Annotated in this window: 20 protein-coding genes; 12 read left to right on the top strand and 8 right to left on the bottom strand. The window is 35.3% G+C overall.

From position 1 onward, the window contains the following. Positions 1 to 39: 39 nt before the first annotated feature. The 6 genes from HOG71_07875 to HOG71_07900 all read right to left on the bottom strand — a co-directional run bounded on the left by HOG71_07875 (position 40) and on the right by HOG71_07900 (position 6,125). On the bottom strand, positions 40 to 717 hold the full coding sequence (locus HOG71_07875) for a DUF1361 domain-containing protein (protein MBT5990758.1): 678 nt from the start codon (positions 715 to 717) through the stop codon (positions 40 to 42). Next, a complete protein-coding gene (locus tag HOG71_07880; protein MBT5990759.1) occupies positions 711 to 1,088 on the bottom strand; it encodes a diacylglycerol kinase family protein in 378 nt (125 codons plus the stop codon). The genes HOG71_07875 and HOG71_07880 overlap by 7 nt, the downstream gene beginning before the upstream one ends. Before the next feature lie 121 nt (positions 1,089 to 1,209). Next, entirely contained in the window at positions 1,210 to 2,646 is a 1,437-nt protein-coding gene (gene xrtN / locus HOG71_07885; GenBank protein ID MBT5990760.1) for an exosortase N, read from the bottom strand. Next, positions 2,625 to 5,129: an XrtN system VIT domain-containing protein gene (locus HOG71_07890; protein ID MBT5990761.1), complete on the bottom strand. Its 2,505-nt coding sequence runs from the start codon at positions 5,127 to 5,129 to the stop codon at positions 2,625 to 2,627. Before HOG71_07890 ends, xrtN begins: the two co-directional genes overlap by 22 nt. A 51-nt stretch (positions 5,130 to 5,180) precedes the next feature. Continuing rightward, positions 5,181 to 5,483, bottom strand: a complete 303-nt coding sequence (locus HOG71_07895) for a transcriptional regulator (GenBank protein ID MBT5990762.1) — start codon at positions 5,481 to 5,483, stop codon at positions 5,181 to 5,183. A gap of 6 nt (positions 5,484 to 5,489) precedes the next feature. Further along, positions 5,490 to 6,125: a hypothetical protein gene (locus HOG71_07900; GenBank protein MBT5990763.1), complete on the bottom strand. Its 636-nt coding sequence runs from the start codon at positions 6,123 to 6,125 to the stop codon at positions 5,490 to 5,492. A 925-nt stretch (positions 6,126 to 7,050) separates the two neighbouring features. On the opposite strand from HOG71_07900, the gene HOG71_07905 reads away from it, so the two are divergent. From HOG71_07905 to HOG71_07945, 9 genes are all read left to right on the top strand, one after another. Continuing rightward, a complete protein-coding gene (locus tag HOG71_07905) occupies positions 7,051 to 7,755 on the top strand; it encodes a tetratricopeptide repeat protein (protein MBT5990764.1) in 705 nt (234 codons plus the stop codon). A 7-nt stretch (positions 7,756 to 7,762) separates the two neighbouring features. Then, complete coding sequence (locus HOG71_07910; GenBank protein MBT5990765.1) at positions 7,763 to 8,281, top strand: 6,7-dimethyl-8-ribityllumazine synthase; 519 nt, start codon at positions 7,763 to 7,765, stop codon at positions 8,279 to 8,281. Between the two features lie 41 nt (positions 8,282 to 8,322). Continuing rightward, positions 8,323 to 8,907: a hypothetical protein gene (locus HOG71_07915; protein ID MBT5990766.1), complete on the top strand. Its 585-nt coding sequence runs from the start codon at positions 8,323 to 8,325 to the stop codon at positions 8,905 to 8,907. Between the two features lie 181 nt (positions 8,908 to 9,088). Next, positions 9,089 to 11,182, top strand: coding sequence for a S9 family peptidase (locus HOG71_07920; GenBank protein ID MBT5990767.1), 2,094 nt, complete (start codon positions 9,089 to 9,091; stop codon positions 11,180 to 11,182). Continuing rightward, positions 11,172 to 11,600 (top strand): VanZ family protein, encoded by a 429-nt coding sequence (gene vanZ, locus HOG71_07925; GenBank protein MBT5990768.1) that lies wholly within the window; start codon positions 11,172 to 11,174, stop codon positions 11,598 to 11,600. Before HOG71_07920 ends, vanZ begins: the two co-directional genes overlap by 11 nt. 28 nt (positions 11,601 to 11,628) lie before the next feature. Continuing rightward, a complete protein-coding gene (locus HOG71_07930) occupies positions 11,629 to 12,132 on the top strand; it encodes a cytidine deaminase (protein MBT5990769.1) in 504 nt (167 codons plus the stop codon). Positions 12,133 to 12,174: 42 nt separating this feature from the next. Further along, complete coding sequence (locus tag HOG71_07935; protein ID MBT5990770.1) at positions 12,175 to 12,720, top strand: hypothetical protein; 546 nt, start codon at positions 12,175 to 12,177, stop codon at positions 12,718 to 12,720. 11 nt (positions 12,721 to 12,731) lie between these two features. Beyond that, the gene (locus HOG71_07940) at positions 12,732 to 13,406 is read left to right on the top strand and encodes a hypothetical protein (protein MBT5990771.1); all 675 of its coding nucleotides are present in this window, start codon (positions 12,732 to 12,734) and stop codon (positions 13,404 to 13,406) included. A 55-nt stretch (positions 13,407 to 13,461) separates the two neighbouring features. Then, positions 13,462 to 14,073 carry a hypothetical protein gene (locus tag HOG71_07945; protein MBT5990772.1) on the top strand — a complete coding sequence of 204 codons (612 nt, stop codon included), beginning with the start codon at positions 13,462 to 13,464 and terminating at the stop codon, positions 14,071 to 14,073. 116 nt (positions 14,074 to 14,189) lie between these two features. Here HOG71_07945 and lgt read toward each other — a convergent pair whose 3' ends face one another. Both lgt and HOG71_07955 read right to left on the bottom strand, forming a co-directional pair. Next, positions 14,190 to 15,035, bottom strand: coding sequence for a prolipoprotein diacylglyceryl transferase (gene lgt / locus HOG71_07950; GenBank protein MBT5990773.1), 846 nt, complete (start codon positions 15,033 to 15,035; stop codon positions 14,190 to 14,192). Further along, positions 15,016 to 15,993 carry a diacylglycerol kinase family lipid kinase gene (locus tag HOG71_07955; GenBank protein MBT5990774.1) on the bottom strand — a complete coding sequence of 326 codons (978 nt, stop codon included), beginning with the start codon at positions 15,991 to 15,993 and terminating at the stop codon, positions 15,016 to 15,018. Before HOG71_07955 ends, lgt begins: the two co-directional genes overlap by 20 nt. A 69-nt stretch (positions 15,994 to 16,062) precedes the next feature. Between HOG71_07955 and HOG71_07960 the strand changes: the two genes are divergently transcribed. The 3 genes from HOG71_07960 to HOG71_07970 all read left to right on the top strand — a co-directional run. Continuing rightward, entirely contained in the window at positions 16,063 to 16,971 is a 909-nt protein-coding gene (locus HOG71_07960) for an AEC family transporter (protein MBT5990775.1), read from the top strand. A gap of 18 nt (positions 16,972 to 16,989) precedes the next feature. Beyond that, positions 16,990 to 17,937 carry a TIGR01212 family radical SAM protein gene (locus tag HOG71_07965; GenBank protein MBT5990776.1) on the top strand — a complete coding sequence of 316 codons (948 nt, stop codon included), beginning with the start codon at positions 16,990 to 16,992 and terminating at the stop codon, positions 17,935 to 17,937. Positions 17,938 to 18,157: 220 nt separating this feature from the next. Beyond that, the coding region (locus HOG71_07970; protein ID MBT5990777.1) for a PKD domain-containing protein at positions 18,158 to 19,778 on the top strand (1,621 nt) is incomplete at its 3' end.

A 19,778-nucleotide genomic window follows, 5' to 3' on the forward strand; every position in this document is an offset into this window, starting at 1 on the left:
GACAGAATAGCCGAGGGTTTAAACCTTCGGCTATTTTTTTTATATAACACTTTTCACATCTCTTTCCTGTATATACTTAAACGACAAATAAAGGATTGTTAAAAACAGACCCAATGCCATAGTCATCCCCCAAGTGGTAGGATGCTGAAATGGAAAAATTACTCGATGTCCAATGTCATATATGATTCGAAAAGGATCAGTTAATAAATCCCAGCTATTCCATCTCAGATACCGCCCAACATAAATACCGAAACTGCCTAAAAACAGCATACAAATTGAAAGAAATGTTTTTACTGAATTGTTAAACGCATTTCCAATTATTTTTTCAATATCCCAGAGGCTTAAAAAACCAAAAAGCAAGCCCGTCCATGCATATGATAATACCAAAACTAAATCGAACCAAATTGGCATTGAAGATCTTAACCGCAAATGAAATAAATCTGTCAGGATGTAGGGTGCATTTGGAAAGAATAATATCCAAACACCTATAACTGAAATGATGATCAGTTTTCTCTTTTGCAATTTTGGTTTTGCCATCAATAATCTTGTTAAAAACCAAGAAATACATGCCAGAAACAAGTTCCATATCAAGAATAGATACATTGTTGAGTCTGTGTAAAGAAATCTAAAAATTGATAAGCTCAGGCATATAGCTGAAAGACCTCCTAAAAAAAGGGATTCTTTGAACATCTTTTGTCTTTCAAAAAACTTTAACATAACTCAATTATTTTAGGAATAAACACAATGAGTCCTGTGCCAGTTGCTATTAATGCTGATAGTAAAACTCCGGCTGCTGACAAATCCTTAATCTTTTTGATAACCTCATTATCTTCTGGCGAAATGAAATCAGCAATATTCTCAAAAGCTGAATTAATAATCTCGATGATAATAACCAGCCCAACTGCAAAACCAACAGCCAGCCATTCGAAAGCAGTTATATTTAGTACAAAACCTGCTATTATTACACATACAGCGGCAAACACATGAATCCGTGAATTGTGTTCTTCCTGTATGAGTATTTTCAAACCATTAAATGCTGGTTTGAAGCTTCTTATTCTATCTTTTATTGAGAATCTTTTGTTTGTCATTTCGATAATATTAAGTTTTGATTTTTGCATCCACTATTTCTGAAAAGAGGTTGTCTCAAAAGTCATAAATTCTATCATGTGGCGTCATTCCCATGAAAATGGGAATCTCATAATCAACAACTTAGAGATTCCCGCATTCCTGCCTGCCGTCAGGCATGGCGCGAGAATGACAGTCAGAAGGACTTTTGAGACAGCCTCTATTCTTTTCACAAGCAATAAATAAGTTCATTTGTAAAAGTCTATCGCATTCTATTTTCAATTCCTTCAAACTTTCCGTAGTAACATTAATCAAACGATAGGCTTCTGCTCCTTTTATCATATTTAATCGCCATTCGATTTGTGAAATGCTTTTGTCCAATCCATTATCAAACCACCAAGCTGTATACAGAACTTCCTTTTCAGGAGATGTGAGTTTGGTATAATAGATTTCCTCATCATCTATTTTCAATACATTTACATTGTTGAATTCATACCCGCTACCTTCCCAACAGATTAAAGGATTATGGTCGGCACCATAAAACTGACAGCTAGCTTTAACATATACCAATGCTTTCTCGCTCTGGAATTTGTAAATGTCAGTTTTATAGCAAGTTTTAGTATAACCCTCCACAGATAAATACTCCAATGGCCGGTCTGTTCCAGTATTTTTAAATTCATCACGTTTTATATTTAGAAATGTCAAAATCAGAATCAAAATGCCGGATACGGCATATTTAATAATACTATTTACTTTTTTGGGGAAGCTCTCTTCAGGTTTTGCTTTTCGATTTTTCATAATTGCTTTACTCACAAAAAACATGGGCAGCATAAAGTAAATCAATAAGCAAATAACGCCAACAAGCTCATGTCCAAATGTTTCTGGTGGAAATGCTAATATCACAAGCAACACTATTCGCAAAAAATTTGAGAAAAGGAGAACAATGAAAGCAATACACATGATCAGGCTTATCCATAGAAAATTGATTTGGACTTTAAAGAGTTTTGAAAAATAGGCTATATAAAAAAGTTGAATAACTAAGCCTAAATTCATCATTTTCAAACCCATACAAGCCGGATCGACCGAAAAACTCTGCTCTCCCATGATGATTAAATTGCCAAACGATTTCACATCATTGAAAAACAAACTCAGTGTTGAAGCTGCAAATCGGGTAAGTTCAAGTCTGATTGGGAATCCAAATACTTTGAATAGGTAAATTGAAAGTGGCGAAAGCAATACAACAAGGAATAAAACTGTATCGTTCAGCCGTCCAAAATGAGATTCGATGGTGAATAGAATTAAAAATACAAAAGCAAAAAAGTAACAGCATTGTATTTTAAGTATAATATACAAAAGGAGAAAAACAAAAGCAAAAAAAGCAAAGCGCATGCTGTTTACTCCTTTTTTTTGAAAGAAAAGGGTAAAAGGTGCCAACAGTAAAACCAACTTTAGCTCGAAAGAGAAATGCATATACTCGAGCACATTGGCCCCTCCCATCAAAATCACTAAAGCAATTAAGATGTGTGCGGGTACAAGTTGACTATAGTTGATAGTTGAAACTATTTTCTTAATAAAATCCATTGGATTTTTTTGCGGTATGAAAAGTATAATACTATGCTAAGTGCAAGAATAATTAAAACCCATTCGTGGGGTTCAGGAACAGCACCTGAAGAATTAGCACTGGCATTTCCCAAACTGTTTTTGTTCTCCTCAATTCCAAACCTTTCGTAATCGGCTACAGTTTCCAAAACTATTAAGCTGGAAACCGGACTGGTAATAAATGCTTTTTCAGCTATTGGAACTAACTCCTCAATCCTCGCATCCTTATCACCAAAATAAGCTGCACCTGCTTTTTGAATTATTGAATTATAGGCATACAGTCTCATTAAATGTTCATTACCTTGTCCGCCATGCTGTAAGTTGGAATCCATACTAATCTGCATTTCTGCTTTAGGGATATAAACTGTATTTGAGGTTTTTACAATCCTTTTAATTTGATTATTCTCTATGATTTCTTTAAGGTCTCCAATATTTCCTTCCATATAATTAAAACAATCAAATTGCTTTAAAGTCTCTAAGTAGGGAGACAATTCTCCGCCTAAGTTTATTACATTAATTGACTCTGTCATGTTGAGCAAATACACTATTAAGTTTTTTCCAAATTCAGATTCTTTTAATTCATCGATATTGGGAGATATATAATTACTTTTTGTGATAACAATAGAGGATTCTGCATCAGGAATAAAATGAAAAGGAAATAAGGAATAGTTCTTTTCGACTACTGACCTGAATAATGCTGATGAAGCTTGGGATTCAATCGTGATAAGCTTATCATCATAGATAAATACCTTTTTATCAGCACACATTTTCAATATGTTATCATACTCTCTTTTTGTCCAATGGGAATTAACATCCATATAAACTGTTTGTATATTTATGTCTTGAAGTTCATATGCAATAGGTGAGACTTTATAAGCCTCTCCGTCAAATAAAAAGCTTTCCTCACTTAAAGGTGGTGATTTTATGCTGAATGCTATTTGTTTGCATCCACGACCAGTATAAATGTATTCATTTATTGACTTCGAGTCGAAATTCTTTAATCCAATAGGATGAAATGCCTTATCATCTTTAATTCTCAACAGAACCGATTCCCGACATGCCTTAATTGGAGGTCCTGTAATATGCTCAGCCTCATAATAGAGTTTTCCATTTTCAAATTTCATAGGTGATGTATAGCCAAGCTTAAATCGTCTATTTTCCGCAGGCGTACAAGGAAAAACAGCAATGGTCACAATGTTTCCTTCCTGCCAATGCAAAATGGATGGATCTCGTCTTTCAACACCTACAATAGTTGTATAGGCGCTATCGGCTTTTTTTCTTGTTGATAATCTCGACTTTTCTTCTACGCCATTGATCCAAAGCGACAAGGAGGTTGCTGTTGACCCTTCGGGTAGTTTAAAACTATATAAAGCTTCTTGTTGATTTCTTTGCCAACTTGAGCTATTCTTAATACTGATAATTTTTTCCGTATACGCAATTCGATAGTCGGGGTACAGCCTGATATTGGTTAACACTTCGGACGTACTCAAATTATCGCCACGCCACAGTTTTCTTCTCGATAAATGCCTTGTGTTGAAGGATGTATTCAGAATATTAATTCTTGCTTTATCGCTCAGGTTGAGATCTGGTCTCAAAAGCATTGCAACAGCTAATACAGGATCGTTTTTCTTCATTTCATCAAATGATCCTATCGAATTCCATCCCCAATTTGATAATAATTCATCTTCATACAATAATCCTGATTTCAGAATTCGTTCGGTAAAATAGTTATTGGGCATTCGTTGGCTTAGTTCTACCCAATCAGGCAGGCTGGATGTTTGACCAGTTAATATTTCTGCCGACTTTCTATGCATGCTATCTGCTATTTGAGCATTCCAATAGATCAGAATAACTACAGCAATTAATGGTAGTGAAGCGCCAATGCTAAAAGAAATATTATCATAATAAGTCCTTTTGGCTTTGAAGAAAAGGATTAATGCAACCAGAAACAGAACAAACGGAATATAAACATGAATAGTTAGTCCGAAAAGTATCATACCAATAAAACCAATTCCCCATAATGGAACCATAAACAAGGAATAAAATAAAACAATGGTAGCACCAACACCTACTATCAGATAATTGAAAGTCACAAGATATTTTGGAACATTATGGCGAAAAACATGAACAACCAAAGCGAGATGGAAAAGAATCAAAATAATGGACACACCCAATACCAATTCAGAAAAAATCTGAAAATCGAGATTGAGACAAAAACAGGAAATTGAAAAGAGAGAGAGTACCCATACAAAATGATTTCCATTGTAGCCCTCTTTCTTCTTGTAGGCGAAATAGTTGGCAATACTATAGCCACCATAAGCAGCTGCTATAATAAAGCAAATAAAAGAGTATCCCTCAATATCGTTGGTATCCATTTGTCGAAATATCATAAATAAACTAAAAGAGATTAGAACCAGGAAAAATCCCACAATAAAAATTGGGCTAAGTTTTAATTTTGCTTTCATAATTTCTGTTTTTAAAGCACTTTGTTTTTCAAAGTTTGGATTCAAAAAAATTTACTTCTTTACATTCTCCATGATGGAGCTCAGGCCATTAATATGATCTTCAAAGGCTGTTCGACCAATGATAGTTGCTCTATAACTAGTTTTGGGTTTTCTGCCCACGAACTGCTTCTTAACTTCAATATAATCTTCGAGTTCTAAGGCTTTAATGTGAGATGCCAGATTTCCATCGGTGGCTTCAAGCAGTTCTTTCAGGTTATTGAATTCCACCCAGTCGTTCACAACCAATATGGCCATAATACCAATCCGTAATCGATTGTTAAACATTTTATTTAGTCCTGCAATGATATTTTTCATGCTTCACTATCTATCGTACTTGAAATGCATGGCTGTTCCATAAATAATATGCAATAAGCCAAATCCTATGACCCAAAACAATAAGCCATAGCCCGGTAAAAATAAGGCTATTAATCCGATTAGTATTTCTGATAAACCCAGATAACGTACATCAGCAATGGTATGTCTGCTGCCATTTAATAAAGCCATTCCATAAAAAATAAGCGTTAAAGGAGCAATTAAATAATAATCACTGTATAGAATTGACGCAAAAACAAAAATGCCTCCCACAAAAAGAGGTATTCCTAAATGAATGAACATTTTTATGGCCACAGGTGTAAATACTTTCTGACTATTTTTTCTTGCTTTCCTCCAGGTAAAATAAAATCCAAACAAAATGGCCAATGCCAATGCGCTTAAACCATTTACGATCATTAGTTTCAAACCATCGTTACTGAAATATCTGCCTTCACAACTGAAAGATTGAAACAATGTCCCACCATTCTCATTTTTGAATATAAGGAGGGCAATGTATGTGCATATTAGCGCAACAATACCAGCTGCAACACCTGATAACCCACTTAATGATAAAAAGCGAGTAGACTTCATCATCAATGATTTTATCTCCGCTAATTCTTCGAATGACTTGCTATTTTCCTGCATATCTAAAGCACTTTGAATTGCAAAGCTAGTAATTATTCTAGACTGAGCAAATTAATTTTTAAATATTCTTACGAATTAATTTAACTCACCCCCTAGCCCCCTCTCTAAAAAAATCAGAGAGGGGGAATAGATTCTACTTCAAAAAATATGAAAACAAAATTCGTTCATTGTACAATCTACTCCCCTCTTTACAAGGTAGAGAGGGGCTGGGGCTTTGCTTCTGCTGAAGCTTCAGCGAAAGCAAGGTGAGTTGTTTTGTCCTAGAATAAGTTTACAGTCTGCACTGCTGAGGTGTCTTGTTATGCTAAACCAGTAAGTCATCTTACCATCTGAGAGGCATTTGAAGATTCAGGAATAACTATTTTTGGTTTTCGGACACTTCCTACTCGGGACAACATTGTACTCTAAGAAACATTTCTTAATCATTTTCCGTCTATCCATACAGGTTTTGAGTAAGAAAGAAGCAATTCGTAATCTCTTTATGTCCACAAAGTGTCTCCTGCAAGGGACACTGTGTATAAATTATGTGCAACAATCATCACTGTCCTCGTTGAGAGACACTGATGGAACTAAAATTGAACTTGCGCTTGTACCTATATGCAATAGTTGCCACAGATTTGTTTTTAGGCAGGTAGTGAGATTTATGTTAATCTGTGGCAAAATATATATGGCAATTGCAATAAATATGTCTGTGGTATAAAAAAGGATATAGGATAGGACAATAATTGATTTATGAAAAATCAAACAGCAGTAAAGTCTATGATCAAGCGAAAAATAGGTGAATTAACTAATGTAATTTGGGGAAATAAAAGCTAATTATATTGACATTCAAACACATTCATTCTTACTCAAAATCAATTTTTAGCAATAATTAATGTCTCATTGATTAAAATGCGATAAATTTGCGCTTTAATAAAATAACCCAATGGTAAAGAAAGATACAGAAAAAACAGCAGCGGCTTTTAAGATTCCGATTTTTACACTGGAAAACAAAACCAAACTGGAAGACTTTTTTGAGAAGTATAAAAAGCAACTAACCTACGTTTTAGGAGGTATTCTTGTCATTATTCTATTAACATTTGCCTACAAAAATTTTGTTATTAAGCCTCAACAATTACAAGCTCAGGACTTGATGTTTATGGCTGAAGACTTATTTGGTAAAGACTCATTTGAATTAGCACTAAATGGATCAGCTGAAAGTTTTTATGGCTTTTTGGATATCCTGGATGAATTTAAAATGACAGAATCAGGCAACCTTGCTCGCTATTATACTGGTATTTGCTATTATAAATTAGGCGATTATGAAGAAGCCCTTGTCCATTTAAAAAAATTCAAGACCAATAGCTTGCTGTTGAAACCTATTGCACTGGGAACCATTGGAGACTGTTACTCCGATCTTGAAGAGTATACCAAAGCTTTGAAATACTATTATAAAGCAGCAGATGCTACCGCAAACGAATTTACCACTCCAATTTATTTAATGAAAGCTGGTGGTGTTTTGGAGCATTTGGAAGAGTACGAAAAATCAATTAAGGTATACGAACGGATTAAAAAGGAATTCAAAGATTCCAAAGAAGCAAGCAATGCTGATAAGTATATTGGCAGAGCAAGTGCAAAAGCAGCATTATAAGTATTTCATGCAAATAAAAAGTGAACCATCTCCTGATTTTGAGTTTCTGCCAAAAGAACAAGCAGCAAACATCAAAGTCGGATTGCTCGTTTCGGAATGGAATATTAAAATAACATCAGCCCTGCTTAAAAAGTGTATTGAAACACTGGAAAAACACCATATTTCCAAAGAAAATATTGAACTGAAATGGATACCTGGATCTTTTGAACTTCCTTTAGGGGCTCAATGGATGTTTGAATATAGACATGTTGATGCTGTCGCCTGTCTGGGTTGCATCATTCAAGGTGAAACGCCTCATTTTCAGTTTATCTCTGAAAGTGTGGCTTTAACTATCGGACAACTTGCTATAAAATACAACAGACCGGTAGCATTTGGTGTGATTACAGCCAACACCGACCAGCAAGCACTCGATCGTGCTGGGGGGAAAGTTGGCAATAAAGGAGAAGAAGCAGCTATCGCATTGCTTAAAATGTTGAAAGTAAAGTCAGAATTTGCTGAACCAAAATCGCCATTAGGTTTCAAGTAAAATAGCCTATCTGATTCAGTTATCTTTCGGAAAACAAGTAAATGATTAAGTTACAGATGAAATATTCTTTCATTCTATTGCTTTGTATATTCCTACATGCTTGCGAAAGCATTCCCCACAAAAACAAAGAAAGAGACATGGAAGTTGGCAAAGCTGATAAATACTCTGCTTTTAATTTTTTTCCAAACGGACATGAACTATATGCTGACTTAAGCTCCAGGTCCGATACACTAAGCATAGAGTTCAAGGATGTTAAACTAACCTTTGAACGCAGAACAGAAATCAGCACAGACAGCTCCATCATTCGTAAAAGCTTGTATATAGTTCCATCCGGAGATGTGTATGTTTTAGATGGCTGTGTCGATCAGATTTTTCCGTTGAAAAAAGGCGCCATTCTTAACGATCGATACAACTGGAATCCTGTTGCTTCCAAAATAAGAGTTTCAACCTATCAAATCGAAAAAGACTCACTTCAACAGTTAAAAACTTCCTTTTTGGGTTACATTTTTCACCAAGAATATTTTGCTTTTATGTTTTATGCCGAAGGAATTCAAAAATATGCTTTTGTTCATTTATCAAATGATAGTTTCTCAAGCATTTTATATGATTATGCCTATCAAAACTAATGATACATCAATAGCAAAAATTTCAAATACATATTTCAGATCATAATCACTATTTTCGCATAGCCTTATAATCCATTTCTTAATTTAGCTTATATGAAATGTTCATGAGAAATATATTCATACCAACCGAAATGATTATATGGCCGTTCAATGTATCCGTAAAAAGACAAATTATAAGCACATGAAAAAGTATTATTCTTTATTATTTTTAGCTGTTGCCTTGGTATTATCAAGTTGCAATCAAGCTGCAGATGAAATATCATATGAAAACGATCCTAGCATTTTTGAAAATGCACAAGGAAGAATGACACCAGAAATGATGTGGAGTTTTGGTCGCTTAAGCGATATGCAAATTTCTCCTGATCAAAAGAGCATTTTATATGGTGTTAAGAAATACAACCTAAAAGCCAATAAAGGCAAAAATAGTCTTTATACGATGTCAATTGATGGTAGTTCTGAGATACAAATTACGCATACAGATGGAAGCGTTTGGAATGGCTTATGGCATCCGACAAAAAATATTATTGGGTACATTTATGCTGATGAAAATGGAGCACAATTATGGGAAGCCAATCCCGATGGAAGTGATGCAAAAAGAAGAAGTAATATCGAAGGAGGTATCACAGGCTTTAAATACTCACCAGATGGCAATTCTTTAATGTTTACAAAAGATGTCAAACTTGATAATACAGCCACAGAAAAGCATGAGGACTTACCTGAAGCAAAAGCTCGAATTATTGATGAATTAATGTACCGGCATTGGAGCGAATGGCACGACTATAAATACTCACATATTTTTATTGCGAATATGGACGATGGAATACTGGGAGACGAATCAACAAAAGACCTTATGGAGGGCGAACGTCACGATTGCCCGATGAAACCCTGGGGTGGTTTAGAGCAAATAAGTTGGAGTCCGGATTCCAAAAAAATTGCCTATGCCTGTAAAAAAATGACTGGAAAAGAATATGCAACTCGAACCAATTCAGAAATATATATTTATACGATTGAATCGAATGAAACCACTTGCCTGACAAAAGAAGGGTTTGATGGCTACGATCATGATCCTGTTTTTTCACATAGCGGTAACATGATTGCCTGGAAAAGCATGGAAGAAGATGGATTTGAAGCGGATAAAGAAAGAATCATATTGCATGATTTTGAGACAACTGAAACCATTGATTTATCTGAAGGATTTGACCAGAATTCATCGCAATTCGTATTTTCCGAAAACGATGAATATATCTATTTTATCAGCGGAGTAAATGCCACTTATCAGGTTTATTCCATGCAGATTGCAACGAGAGAAATCAAGCAAATTACAACTGGATGGCATAATTATCAATCCTTTGCACTGGCAGGAGATCAGATTATTGGCACAAAAATGAGCATGTCGATGCCCACAGAAATATTTGCGATTGACCAAAAAGGACTAGAAACTCAGCTTAGTCATGTGAACGATTGGATACTGGATGAGATTGAAATGGGCAAAGTGGAAGAAAGATGGATAGAAACCTCCGATGGCAAACAAATGCTTACGTGGGTTATCTACCCTCCCGGATTTGATTCAACTAAACAATACCCTGCGCTGCTCTATTGTCAGGGAGGACCACAAAGTGCTGTTAGTCAGTTTTTCAGCTACCGCTGGAATTTCCAAATTATGGCTTCACACGATTATATTATTGTAGCTCCAAACCGCAGAGGTTTACCCACTTTTGGACAAGAATGGAATGATCAGATTAGTGGGGATTATGGTGGACAAAACATGCTGGATTATTTCAGTGCTATCGATGCATTGAAAAAAGAATCATATATCGATGACCAAAGACTAGGTGCACTTGGCGCTAGTTACGGAGGTTATTCGGTATTTTGGTTAGCAGGTCATCATGAGGGGCGATTTAAGTCATTTATCTCACACTGTGGTATCTATAATTTTGAGAGCATGTATGGATCGACTGAAGAATATTTCTTTGTGAACAAAGATTACGAAGGAGCATATTGGGAAGATCCTAAGCCTAAGAGCTATGAATTCTCACCACATTTAGCTATCGACAAATGGGATACACCAATTCTTATTGTTACTGGAGAGCATGATTATCGTATACCTTATACACAAAGTTTAGAGGCATTTAATGCAGCTCAATTAAGAGGTGTTGAAAGCAAGTTATTGTTTTTCCCTGAGGAAACTCATTTTGTATTGGCACCTCAAAGTGCTGTACTTTGGCAACGTGAGTTTTTTGAATGGCTGGACAAAGATTTAAAAATTGTCGAATAAATTGAAGAGCAATTCACTAAATCAATTTATAAACAGCAGGCAAAAGCTGTTTAAGTACCTTTTTTGGTGCTGGCTCATATTATTGTTGATTGCTTCATCCATACCCAATATTCCGGTTCCTGATAAGAAAATTATTGGGCCTTTGCAAAGTGATTATTTCATTCATTTCTTTGAATATTTTGTGCTGGCTTTACTTTTTGTGCTGTGGAAAAAAACAACCACCTATAAGCCCGTATCCTTGGGTATTATTTGGCTAATCGGATCTGCTATTGCTTCATTAGACGAAGTTCATCAGTTGTGGATACCAGAACGCACATTCAATCCAATCGATCTCGTTTTCAATTCGATTGGAATACTATCTGGCCTTATCCTAACCAATCTGATGTTAATAAATATTTCGACCTCCACAGATAATTAGAGCTATTTTTGGAATATAATCATTGCAAATGGGAATTATTCACACCACATTTAATGATCTGTCGAAAGACCAAAAAACATTAGTAAGTGCTGCGCAAAAGGTCATGGCAAGAGCATACAACCTCTATTCATCGTTTTATGTAGGCGCTAGCGTGTTAACCAAGAGCGGCAACACCTTTTCCTCAGCCAACATGGAGAACTCTTCTTATGGGCTTTCTGTATGCGCTGAAGTAGGGGCAATACAACAAGCTCTTTCAGCAGCTGATCCAGAAATAACTGCCATAGCTATTTGCGGAGGATATAAACCAGATTCAGGTGGTTTGATTACAACACCATGCGGAAGATGCAGACAATTGATTTACGAATCAGCTCAGATAGCAAATACTGATATTGAAGTGATTTGTGCAAATGCTGATTTATCAAGCATTCTGGTTGCCAAAATATCCGACTTACTACCTTATCCTTTTGGGCCGAAAGATTTAAAATTGGATCAAGAAATTGATGTTTTGCTCAATAGAATTAAGAATGCGTAACCTTCTTAAAACAATGGATTAAACTTTATTAATACACAAGCGATGAAATATATTAGTACGGCAATCGTAAGTATCTTTACGCTCTTTCTCTTATCAGGCTGTTTAACCTGCGAGAAAAAAGAATACCTTTTTGAGCTGAAATCTGATGGAAGTGGTAAGTTGACAATTACTTATTTCAATATCATGTCGAGCATGGAAGATAAAGTTGATATGACACAAAAGGATTATACTGAACTCACAAGTGACTATATTGAAGGAAATAAACTTCAGGAAGATTTCCCAAATTGCAAAATAAAAAAGTATAAGCTATTTGAAAAAGATGGTCTGTTAAACGGTAAAGTGACCATATATTTCAAGAAATTAGAAGATGTAAACATTTACCAACATCAGGGCAAAGGTCCATATATGCTTAGTTTATGCGATTTTAGTGAAAATTATGTTAGCTCCAATGGCAGCTATGGTGATGAAGCCATGCCCGTGGTTTTTTGGGAGAAGGGCTTGAAAGAACTGAAACTGACTACCTCAATCGATGAGCCAGGGGAAGACAATATCAGTTTAATCGATGAACATAAAAGTTTCAAAAACTAAGCTTGCTCATTGTGCCAACTAAAAAACAGCTGATTGCCATAATATTCCTTGCATTCACCAGCCTAAGCAATCATTCTTTCCCTAACAATAAATCATATAATTCATTTTATTCTAGTTATTTATTTCAAATCGAATCTACAATTGATTCTGGTAATGATACTTTATTATTTGGTAATGTTTACTTAAAACATATTTCAACCCAAGCACATACCCAGCTCAAAGTCTATCAAAGCATCTCTCCTTTCACCAACCAGATTTGTATACTATTGCCCGGGCCAGACTCTTTTGAAACCATTTGGTCCTCCTCTTTTGCTCATGTCGACCATTTTGAATTCCTTGATTTTAACCAAGATCAACAGGATGAGATTGTTATAGAAACAACAATGGATTTTGGGGGATGTTTATACCGAAACATGTTTATACTTGCATTAACCAACACCTCTGTTGATACGTTATTTCATACAACAGGCTTTAGCTTCAAATCTGCACCACCCGAAAATATAGATTTAATTGCCAAAACATTCTTTTATAAAATTAAGGATTACAACAAGGACAATCAGTTGGATGTGAAGCTAAAAACCATCCGTAAATACACAAAAGACCGAAAATGCGATTGCGATAAAGATCATTTTTACCGTGTTAGAAAACAGTTGTACTATTTTAAAAACGGAATTTTTACAGAATAATTTATTTCTTTACGCTACTTTTCAAATTGATTCTATTTTTGCACAAAATCAACTAATGACCAAACGAATTATTACGATTTTCCTAATTTGTTCTCTACCGCTTTCTTTGCTGTGCGATTCACCGATTACAAACACCCCTTTTTATAAAGCTTATCTCGATTTCAAAATGGTAGAGAAAGCGGAGTTGAAAGGTTATCTCGATCAGGAAATTGCAGACTATCTGCTCTCTCCAAAGATATCATTAGACCTGAAAGCAGCCATTATAAACGCTTTGTCATTTGAAATACTTGGAACTGACAATGCTGAAAGATTCATTCGTTTTTTGAACATAAAATATCATTCGGAAGATTTTGTCGAATACCAGGATAGATTATCAGCACATGAATTGTTCTGCTTGGGTTATTTATATGCTATGGACGACTATTTTCAGCCTGAAATTGCTTTACCCTATTTCAACAAAGCACAAATCAAGGATCCCAATAATTATTCGATTAATATGCTACAGGCTGTTACCATAGCTCAATCTTTATTTAAGATTGATAAATGCAAAGCATGGAAATTAGTAGAGGTAGTAATTAATAATGCTGAACTATATGAAAGAATGCTTCCAGAGGCAGAAGAAATCATCATTACCTATTTCAAACATTTAGAACAGGATTGTAAGTAAATCAACTTTTTATACACAATTGCATATTCAATCAAGTCAAGTAATAAGGCTTAAGGGATTGTCTTTTAAATAATTAAAACAAATTATAATTAGTTTATTATTAATAAATAAGCTACCTAATCACTGTTTTTGGACTCTTGAATTCGCTCCTTGGTCAGCACTTTGATATTTTGCTTTTTCAACAAGCGAAAATAGAAGTATATAACACCTGCGATTACAAAAATGGAAATGAATTGCGAATGAGAAATTACATTATCAATAATATAACCTCTGGCTTCATCTCCTCTGAATATTTCAATAATACTCCTGCCAATTGCATACAAGGTTAAATAGATCAAAAACAATTGTCCGTGAAACTGCTTTCTGGATTTGATCACGCTTAATACGATGATAATGATAGCCAGCATGAAAACACTATATAATTGTGTAGGATGCAGGGGTACATCATGGGGATGGGCTGCACACATCGGATCTGAAAAAGTAATTCCCAGAAAACTATTTGTAGGTACGCCATGGCAACAACCTGCCATAAAACAACCTAAACGACCAAAAGCATGGACAATAGGAGCCGTTATGGCTATTATGTCAAGCATCTGAAGAATAGGAATTTTGTTTTTCTTAAAGAAATAAAGCATGGTTGGTATGGCAAATAGTAAGGAGCCATAAAAGACAAAGCCACTGGAGAAATTCTTCAACAAATTAGCTGGATCTGAAAAATAGTATTTAGGATCTTCAAACCAGGTAAAAACTTTGCCCCCAACCACTGAAGCAATCACAAGATAAATAAGCAAAGAGGTAATTGTGTCCTGCCCTATATTCAGTTCACGATTCGCTCTCCAGGCAGTATATGCATATGCAGCAATAATTCCCAATGCTATCATAAACCCATAAGAATGAACAGTTAGATAATCAGGTCCGGGCAAAAAATCTGGCCAAGGAATTCTAAATAGTTGAGGGTGCATATTTCTTGAGTTTTGGATTTACATCAAAGTTAATGGAATTTACAACCACATTCAGGCTAGTCGGTAGAATTTCAATTTCGGATGGTGTATCACCCAAAAACTCACCATCGGTCTCCACTTTCAATGGAATATCCGAAGAGAATGAAAAAGTTGTGCCTTTGCCTAATCGAACCTTTTTCACCTTCACAAAACTTCCACTAAATAACCGAAGCACATTTCTGATAACTCCCAATTTGCTCAGGTTAAGGATCATGGTCACATCCAGTTTTGCATTATTGGGTTCAGAAAATGGCAATATCATCATGCCTCCACCATTGTACTTACAAACGCCAGCTGCAATGCTTAAAAATTTATGACGATAAACGGTATCATCAATTTTCACTTCTCCACTTATATATTTAGATTTAAATAAATCCATTAGCAAGGTTGAAAAGTAGATCAAGGCTCCTGATTTCCCTTTATCTTTTGCTTTCTGCACATCCCTAACCACCAAGGCATCAAAACCAAAACCGGCAATATTTGCAAAATACCTGACTTTTTTAACTCCCTCCGAAAAATAGGATAGCTTACCAATATCTTGTTTAAATCGATTGCCTTCCCTTAATAGTTTTACTGATTCAGCAATTTTAACAGGGTTATTGTAGGTCTTGCCCCAATCGTTTCCGTTACCTACTGGAATGTTTGCTATGAGAATTTCATTTGTAGCAATTGTTTTCTGCATGAATACACCATTAATAACCTCATTCATACTACCATCTCCTCCAACAACAGCAAATTTTCGGTATCCTTTTTCTACAAATTCACTTGTTTTCTGAATGGCGTGTCCGGGGAACTCGGTAAAAAAAGAATCGAATTGGATTTGATTGTTCTGCAAGCATTCCTGAATATAGGGCCAATCCTTCAAGCCCTTTCCTTCACCAGCATTTGGATTAACGATGATCATCCATGTATTTTCCATTCGATTTCTATTTTTTCCAGCAGTAAAAATAATTCAATTCACTTAATAATTCAGAACTACCTTTGTATTATGGATGTAATTCTAATCAAAATACTTCCCGTTATTCTTATTTTTCTATTAGGCTATGTTCTTAAAATCCTGAAGGTATTATCTCTTAAAGAGGGAGATATGCTGATTAAAGTGATTTTTAATTTTTCACTTCCAGCTTTAATATTACACTCCATTTCTTCGCTTGCGCTGACCTTGGAATTAATGTACTTACCTCTTTGTTCCCTTATTGTTATCATTATCGCTTATTTTATTAGTCTGTTAAGTGGCAAAGCTTTGAAGCTAAAAAAAACCACGCTGGGAACCTTTATCATTGGTGCGATGATACTGAATAGTGGATTTTTAATTCCATTTATCATGTCGGCTTTTGGAGAGGATGGTTTAGCCCGATTACTCCTTTTTGATTTTACAAATGGCATTCTTGTTTTTACTTTTATATACTACCAAGCAGTAAAATATGGAGGAACAAATGGAGAACATAAAACGCTGACAAAAAAATTCTTGCGCTCGGCACCCCTTTGGGCTTTACTAATTGCCATGCTTTTGAACCTCAGTCATACTAGCTTTCCAATTCCTATCAAAAGCTTTCTGAAAATTTCGGGAGATATGACAATTCCTTTAATGATGCTGAGTTTAGGCATCTTTTTTAATCCAAAACTACATAAAGCCAAGCTAGTTGCTGTAGGCATATTCATCCGTATGGGAATAGGTTTGGGTTTAGGGATTTTACTTAGTTACCTTTTTAATCTTGATGGTTTGAACAGAATAATAGTTATTATAGGCTCAGCTGCTCCAATAGGTTTTAACACTTTAACCTTTGCTTCTCTTGAAGATTTAGACAAAGAGTTTGCTGCCAGTTTAGTATCAGCGTCCATTCTTATTGGGATTTTATATACACCGCTGCTAATTTATTTATTCAATATAAGCTGACAAAAATTAGAACAAATAATGGCCGACAATAACTTCAAATGGGGACACCCAAGACGCTTCAATGCATATTCAAATTTTCTTCAAAAGAAGTTTGGTAGCAGGGTACAAAAAGTAGCAGTAGATGCAGGCTTTAGCTGCCCCAACCGTGATGGGAAAATTGGCTTTGGAGGATGCAGTTTTTGCTCAAATGACGCCTTCAGACCTAAATTTTGCAATACCGAAAACTCCATCACGCAGCAACTTACTGTAGGGATTAATCATTACAAAAAAAGATATAAAACGCCCCAGCAATTCATGGCCTATTTTCAGGCATATACGAATACTTATGCATCGATTGATGTTTTGGAGAAGCGCTATCAGGAAGCATTATCATTTCCTGAAGTGACAGCCCTTTGCATAGGAACCCGACCCGATTGTATGGACGATGATGTGCTGGACTTATTGGAAAACATTGCAAAAGATTACTATGTATCGGTTGAATTTGGCATAGAATCGATTTATGACGATAGCTTGGAGAGGGTTAATCGTGGACATGGCTTCGAGCAAACTGTAAACATGCTTAATAAAACAGCTGCCAGAGGTTTGCATACTGGTGGTCATGTTATATTTGGTTTGCCAGGCGAAACCGAAAAAATGATGCTTTATGAAGCAGAGGTTCTTTCCAGCCTTCCTCTCGATTCCATCAAGTTCCATCAGCTCCAAATTTTAAAAGGAACGCCCATTGAAAGCCAATTCATTAAGCAACCAGCGGATTTTTTACAATTCACCTTGGATGAATACCTCGACTTTTTAATTCGCTTTCTGGAAATTTTTAATCCGGACATTGTTGTGGAGCGAATTGCCTCTGAAATTCCAGTTGAATTCCTGCTCAAAACCTCTTGGGGCAAGGTTCGTTATGAGCAAATTGTTGGCAAACTAGAAAAGCTTTTAGAAGAAAGAGACAGCTGGCAAGGGAAGCATTTCTGATTTGGTGCCAGCCCTGATTAATTACAAAAAACTAGACCTCACACTATTTCAAATACATACTTAACTATGTACTAATGGCTCATCTTTACTGTATTCGTATTGCTTAAGCAAACACCAGACTACCAAAAGCTTAAGCACAAGCAATTGAATGGCTGTTTGACAAAAATAAGGTAATATATTTTCCGTATATTTGAATAACTCAAATTAGTCTCTACTCTATATGACCATTAAAACTTCATATCGTAGTTTAATCATCTTACTTTTAGGGATGTTTATTTCATTGAGTTCTTTTGCCCAAGGTGAATCAGATTGGTGGTATTTCGGAAATCATGCTGGGATCCATTTTCAAAATGGACAGGCAGTAGCAGACACTCATTCTGCAATGGCTTCCTTTATTTCTTGTGCGTCAATTAGTGATAAAAAAGGCAAGCTTCTGTTTTATACAAATGGTGATAAAGTCTGGAATAAAAATCACCAGCTTATGGAAAATGGAGATACTATTTCAAATGTCAATTATTTATCCAATCCCAACAGATATTCATGGGTGTCTTTGATTGTCCCTGATCCAGCAAATAAATTACGTTATTATATTTTTACAACTGACGATCATTATTATGGAACAACCAGTTTATATTATTCTATTGTAGATTTATCTTACAATAATGGATTAGGCAAAGTAATCTCAAAAAGAAATGTACTGTTAAGTGATGTATGCTGTAAATTAACGGCAGTTCAGCATTCAGATAAAGAATCGGTTTGGTTGATTTCGCATAAATGGAACTCTTCTTTATTCTATTCTTTTTTAATCACTAAATCAGGAATCAAAAAGACTGTTATTTCTAGTATAGGAGAATATGTTGGAGGACTAAATAAAAGTCTAAAAGTTGGCTATTTACGTATATCACCAAGAAGTGATAAGGTAGTAACTGTAAAGTTTAATTATGGTCAACCTTTGTTGCAACCTTCATTAGAAATATTTGATTTTGACCAAAGTAGCGGAATCCTTTCCAATCCAATGAATTTAAATATAATTGGCCCAGCAGGAGTTGAGTTCTCACCTGATGGTTCTAAGCTCTATTATACCAGCGAAAACTCTAAAATTAACCAGATTGACTTATCATTAAAATCTAATAATGCAATAATTAACTCGCAAAAGGTTATTGGTACTTCAATAGGTTTAGTCTATGCACTTCAGGTTGCAAAAAATGGTAAAATATATACTTCAAATCAATCCTCAGATTATCTTGGAGTTATTAACTATCCCAATCTGGCTGGTATTAATTGCAGTTTTGTTGATAGTGGTTTTTATTTAGGAGGAAAACAAAGTATCAGGGGATTGCCTATTTTCATCCAGTCCTATTTCTTCAAACCCGATTTTGAAGCCATTGGAACTTGTGAGGGAGATACTACCCAATTTTATGTTTCTGATTCATCCCAAGTGGATTCATTGTATTGGATATTTGATGACAGCATTAGTGGAACAAATAATTATTCTAGTTCGTGGGCTCCTAAACATTATTATTCAGATACTGGGCTATATAATATACAAATGATAGTTTACCATGATTCGATTGCTGATACATCATCTCGTGAAATTCGTATTACTCCTTATCCTTCTGCAAATTTTTCCATAAATGATATTGAGCAGTGCTATCATAACAATTATTTCAAGTTTACTAATTCAAGCAGCATCTCAGCTGGCTCATGTTCTTATGAGTGGCAATTTGGAGATTCATTAAAAAGTTATGATACAAATGCTACTCATCACTACAGCAGGGAAGATAGTTTCAATGTGGTGCTATATGCACTTTCAGACTATGGTTGTCTGGATACTTTAACTA

The sequence above is a fragment of the Bacteroidota bacterium genome (assembly GCA_018698135.1).
Classification (GTDB): domain Bacteria; phylum Bacteroidota; class Bacteroidia; order CAILMK01; family JAAYUY01; genus JABINZ01.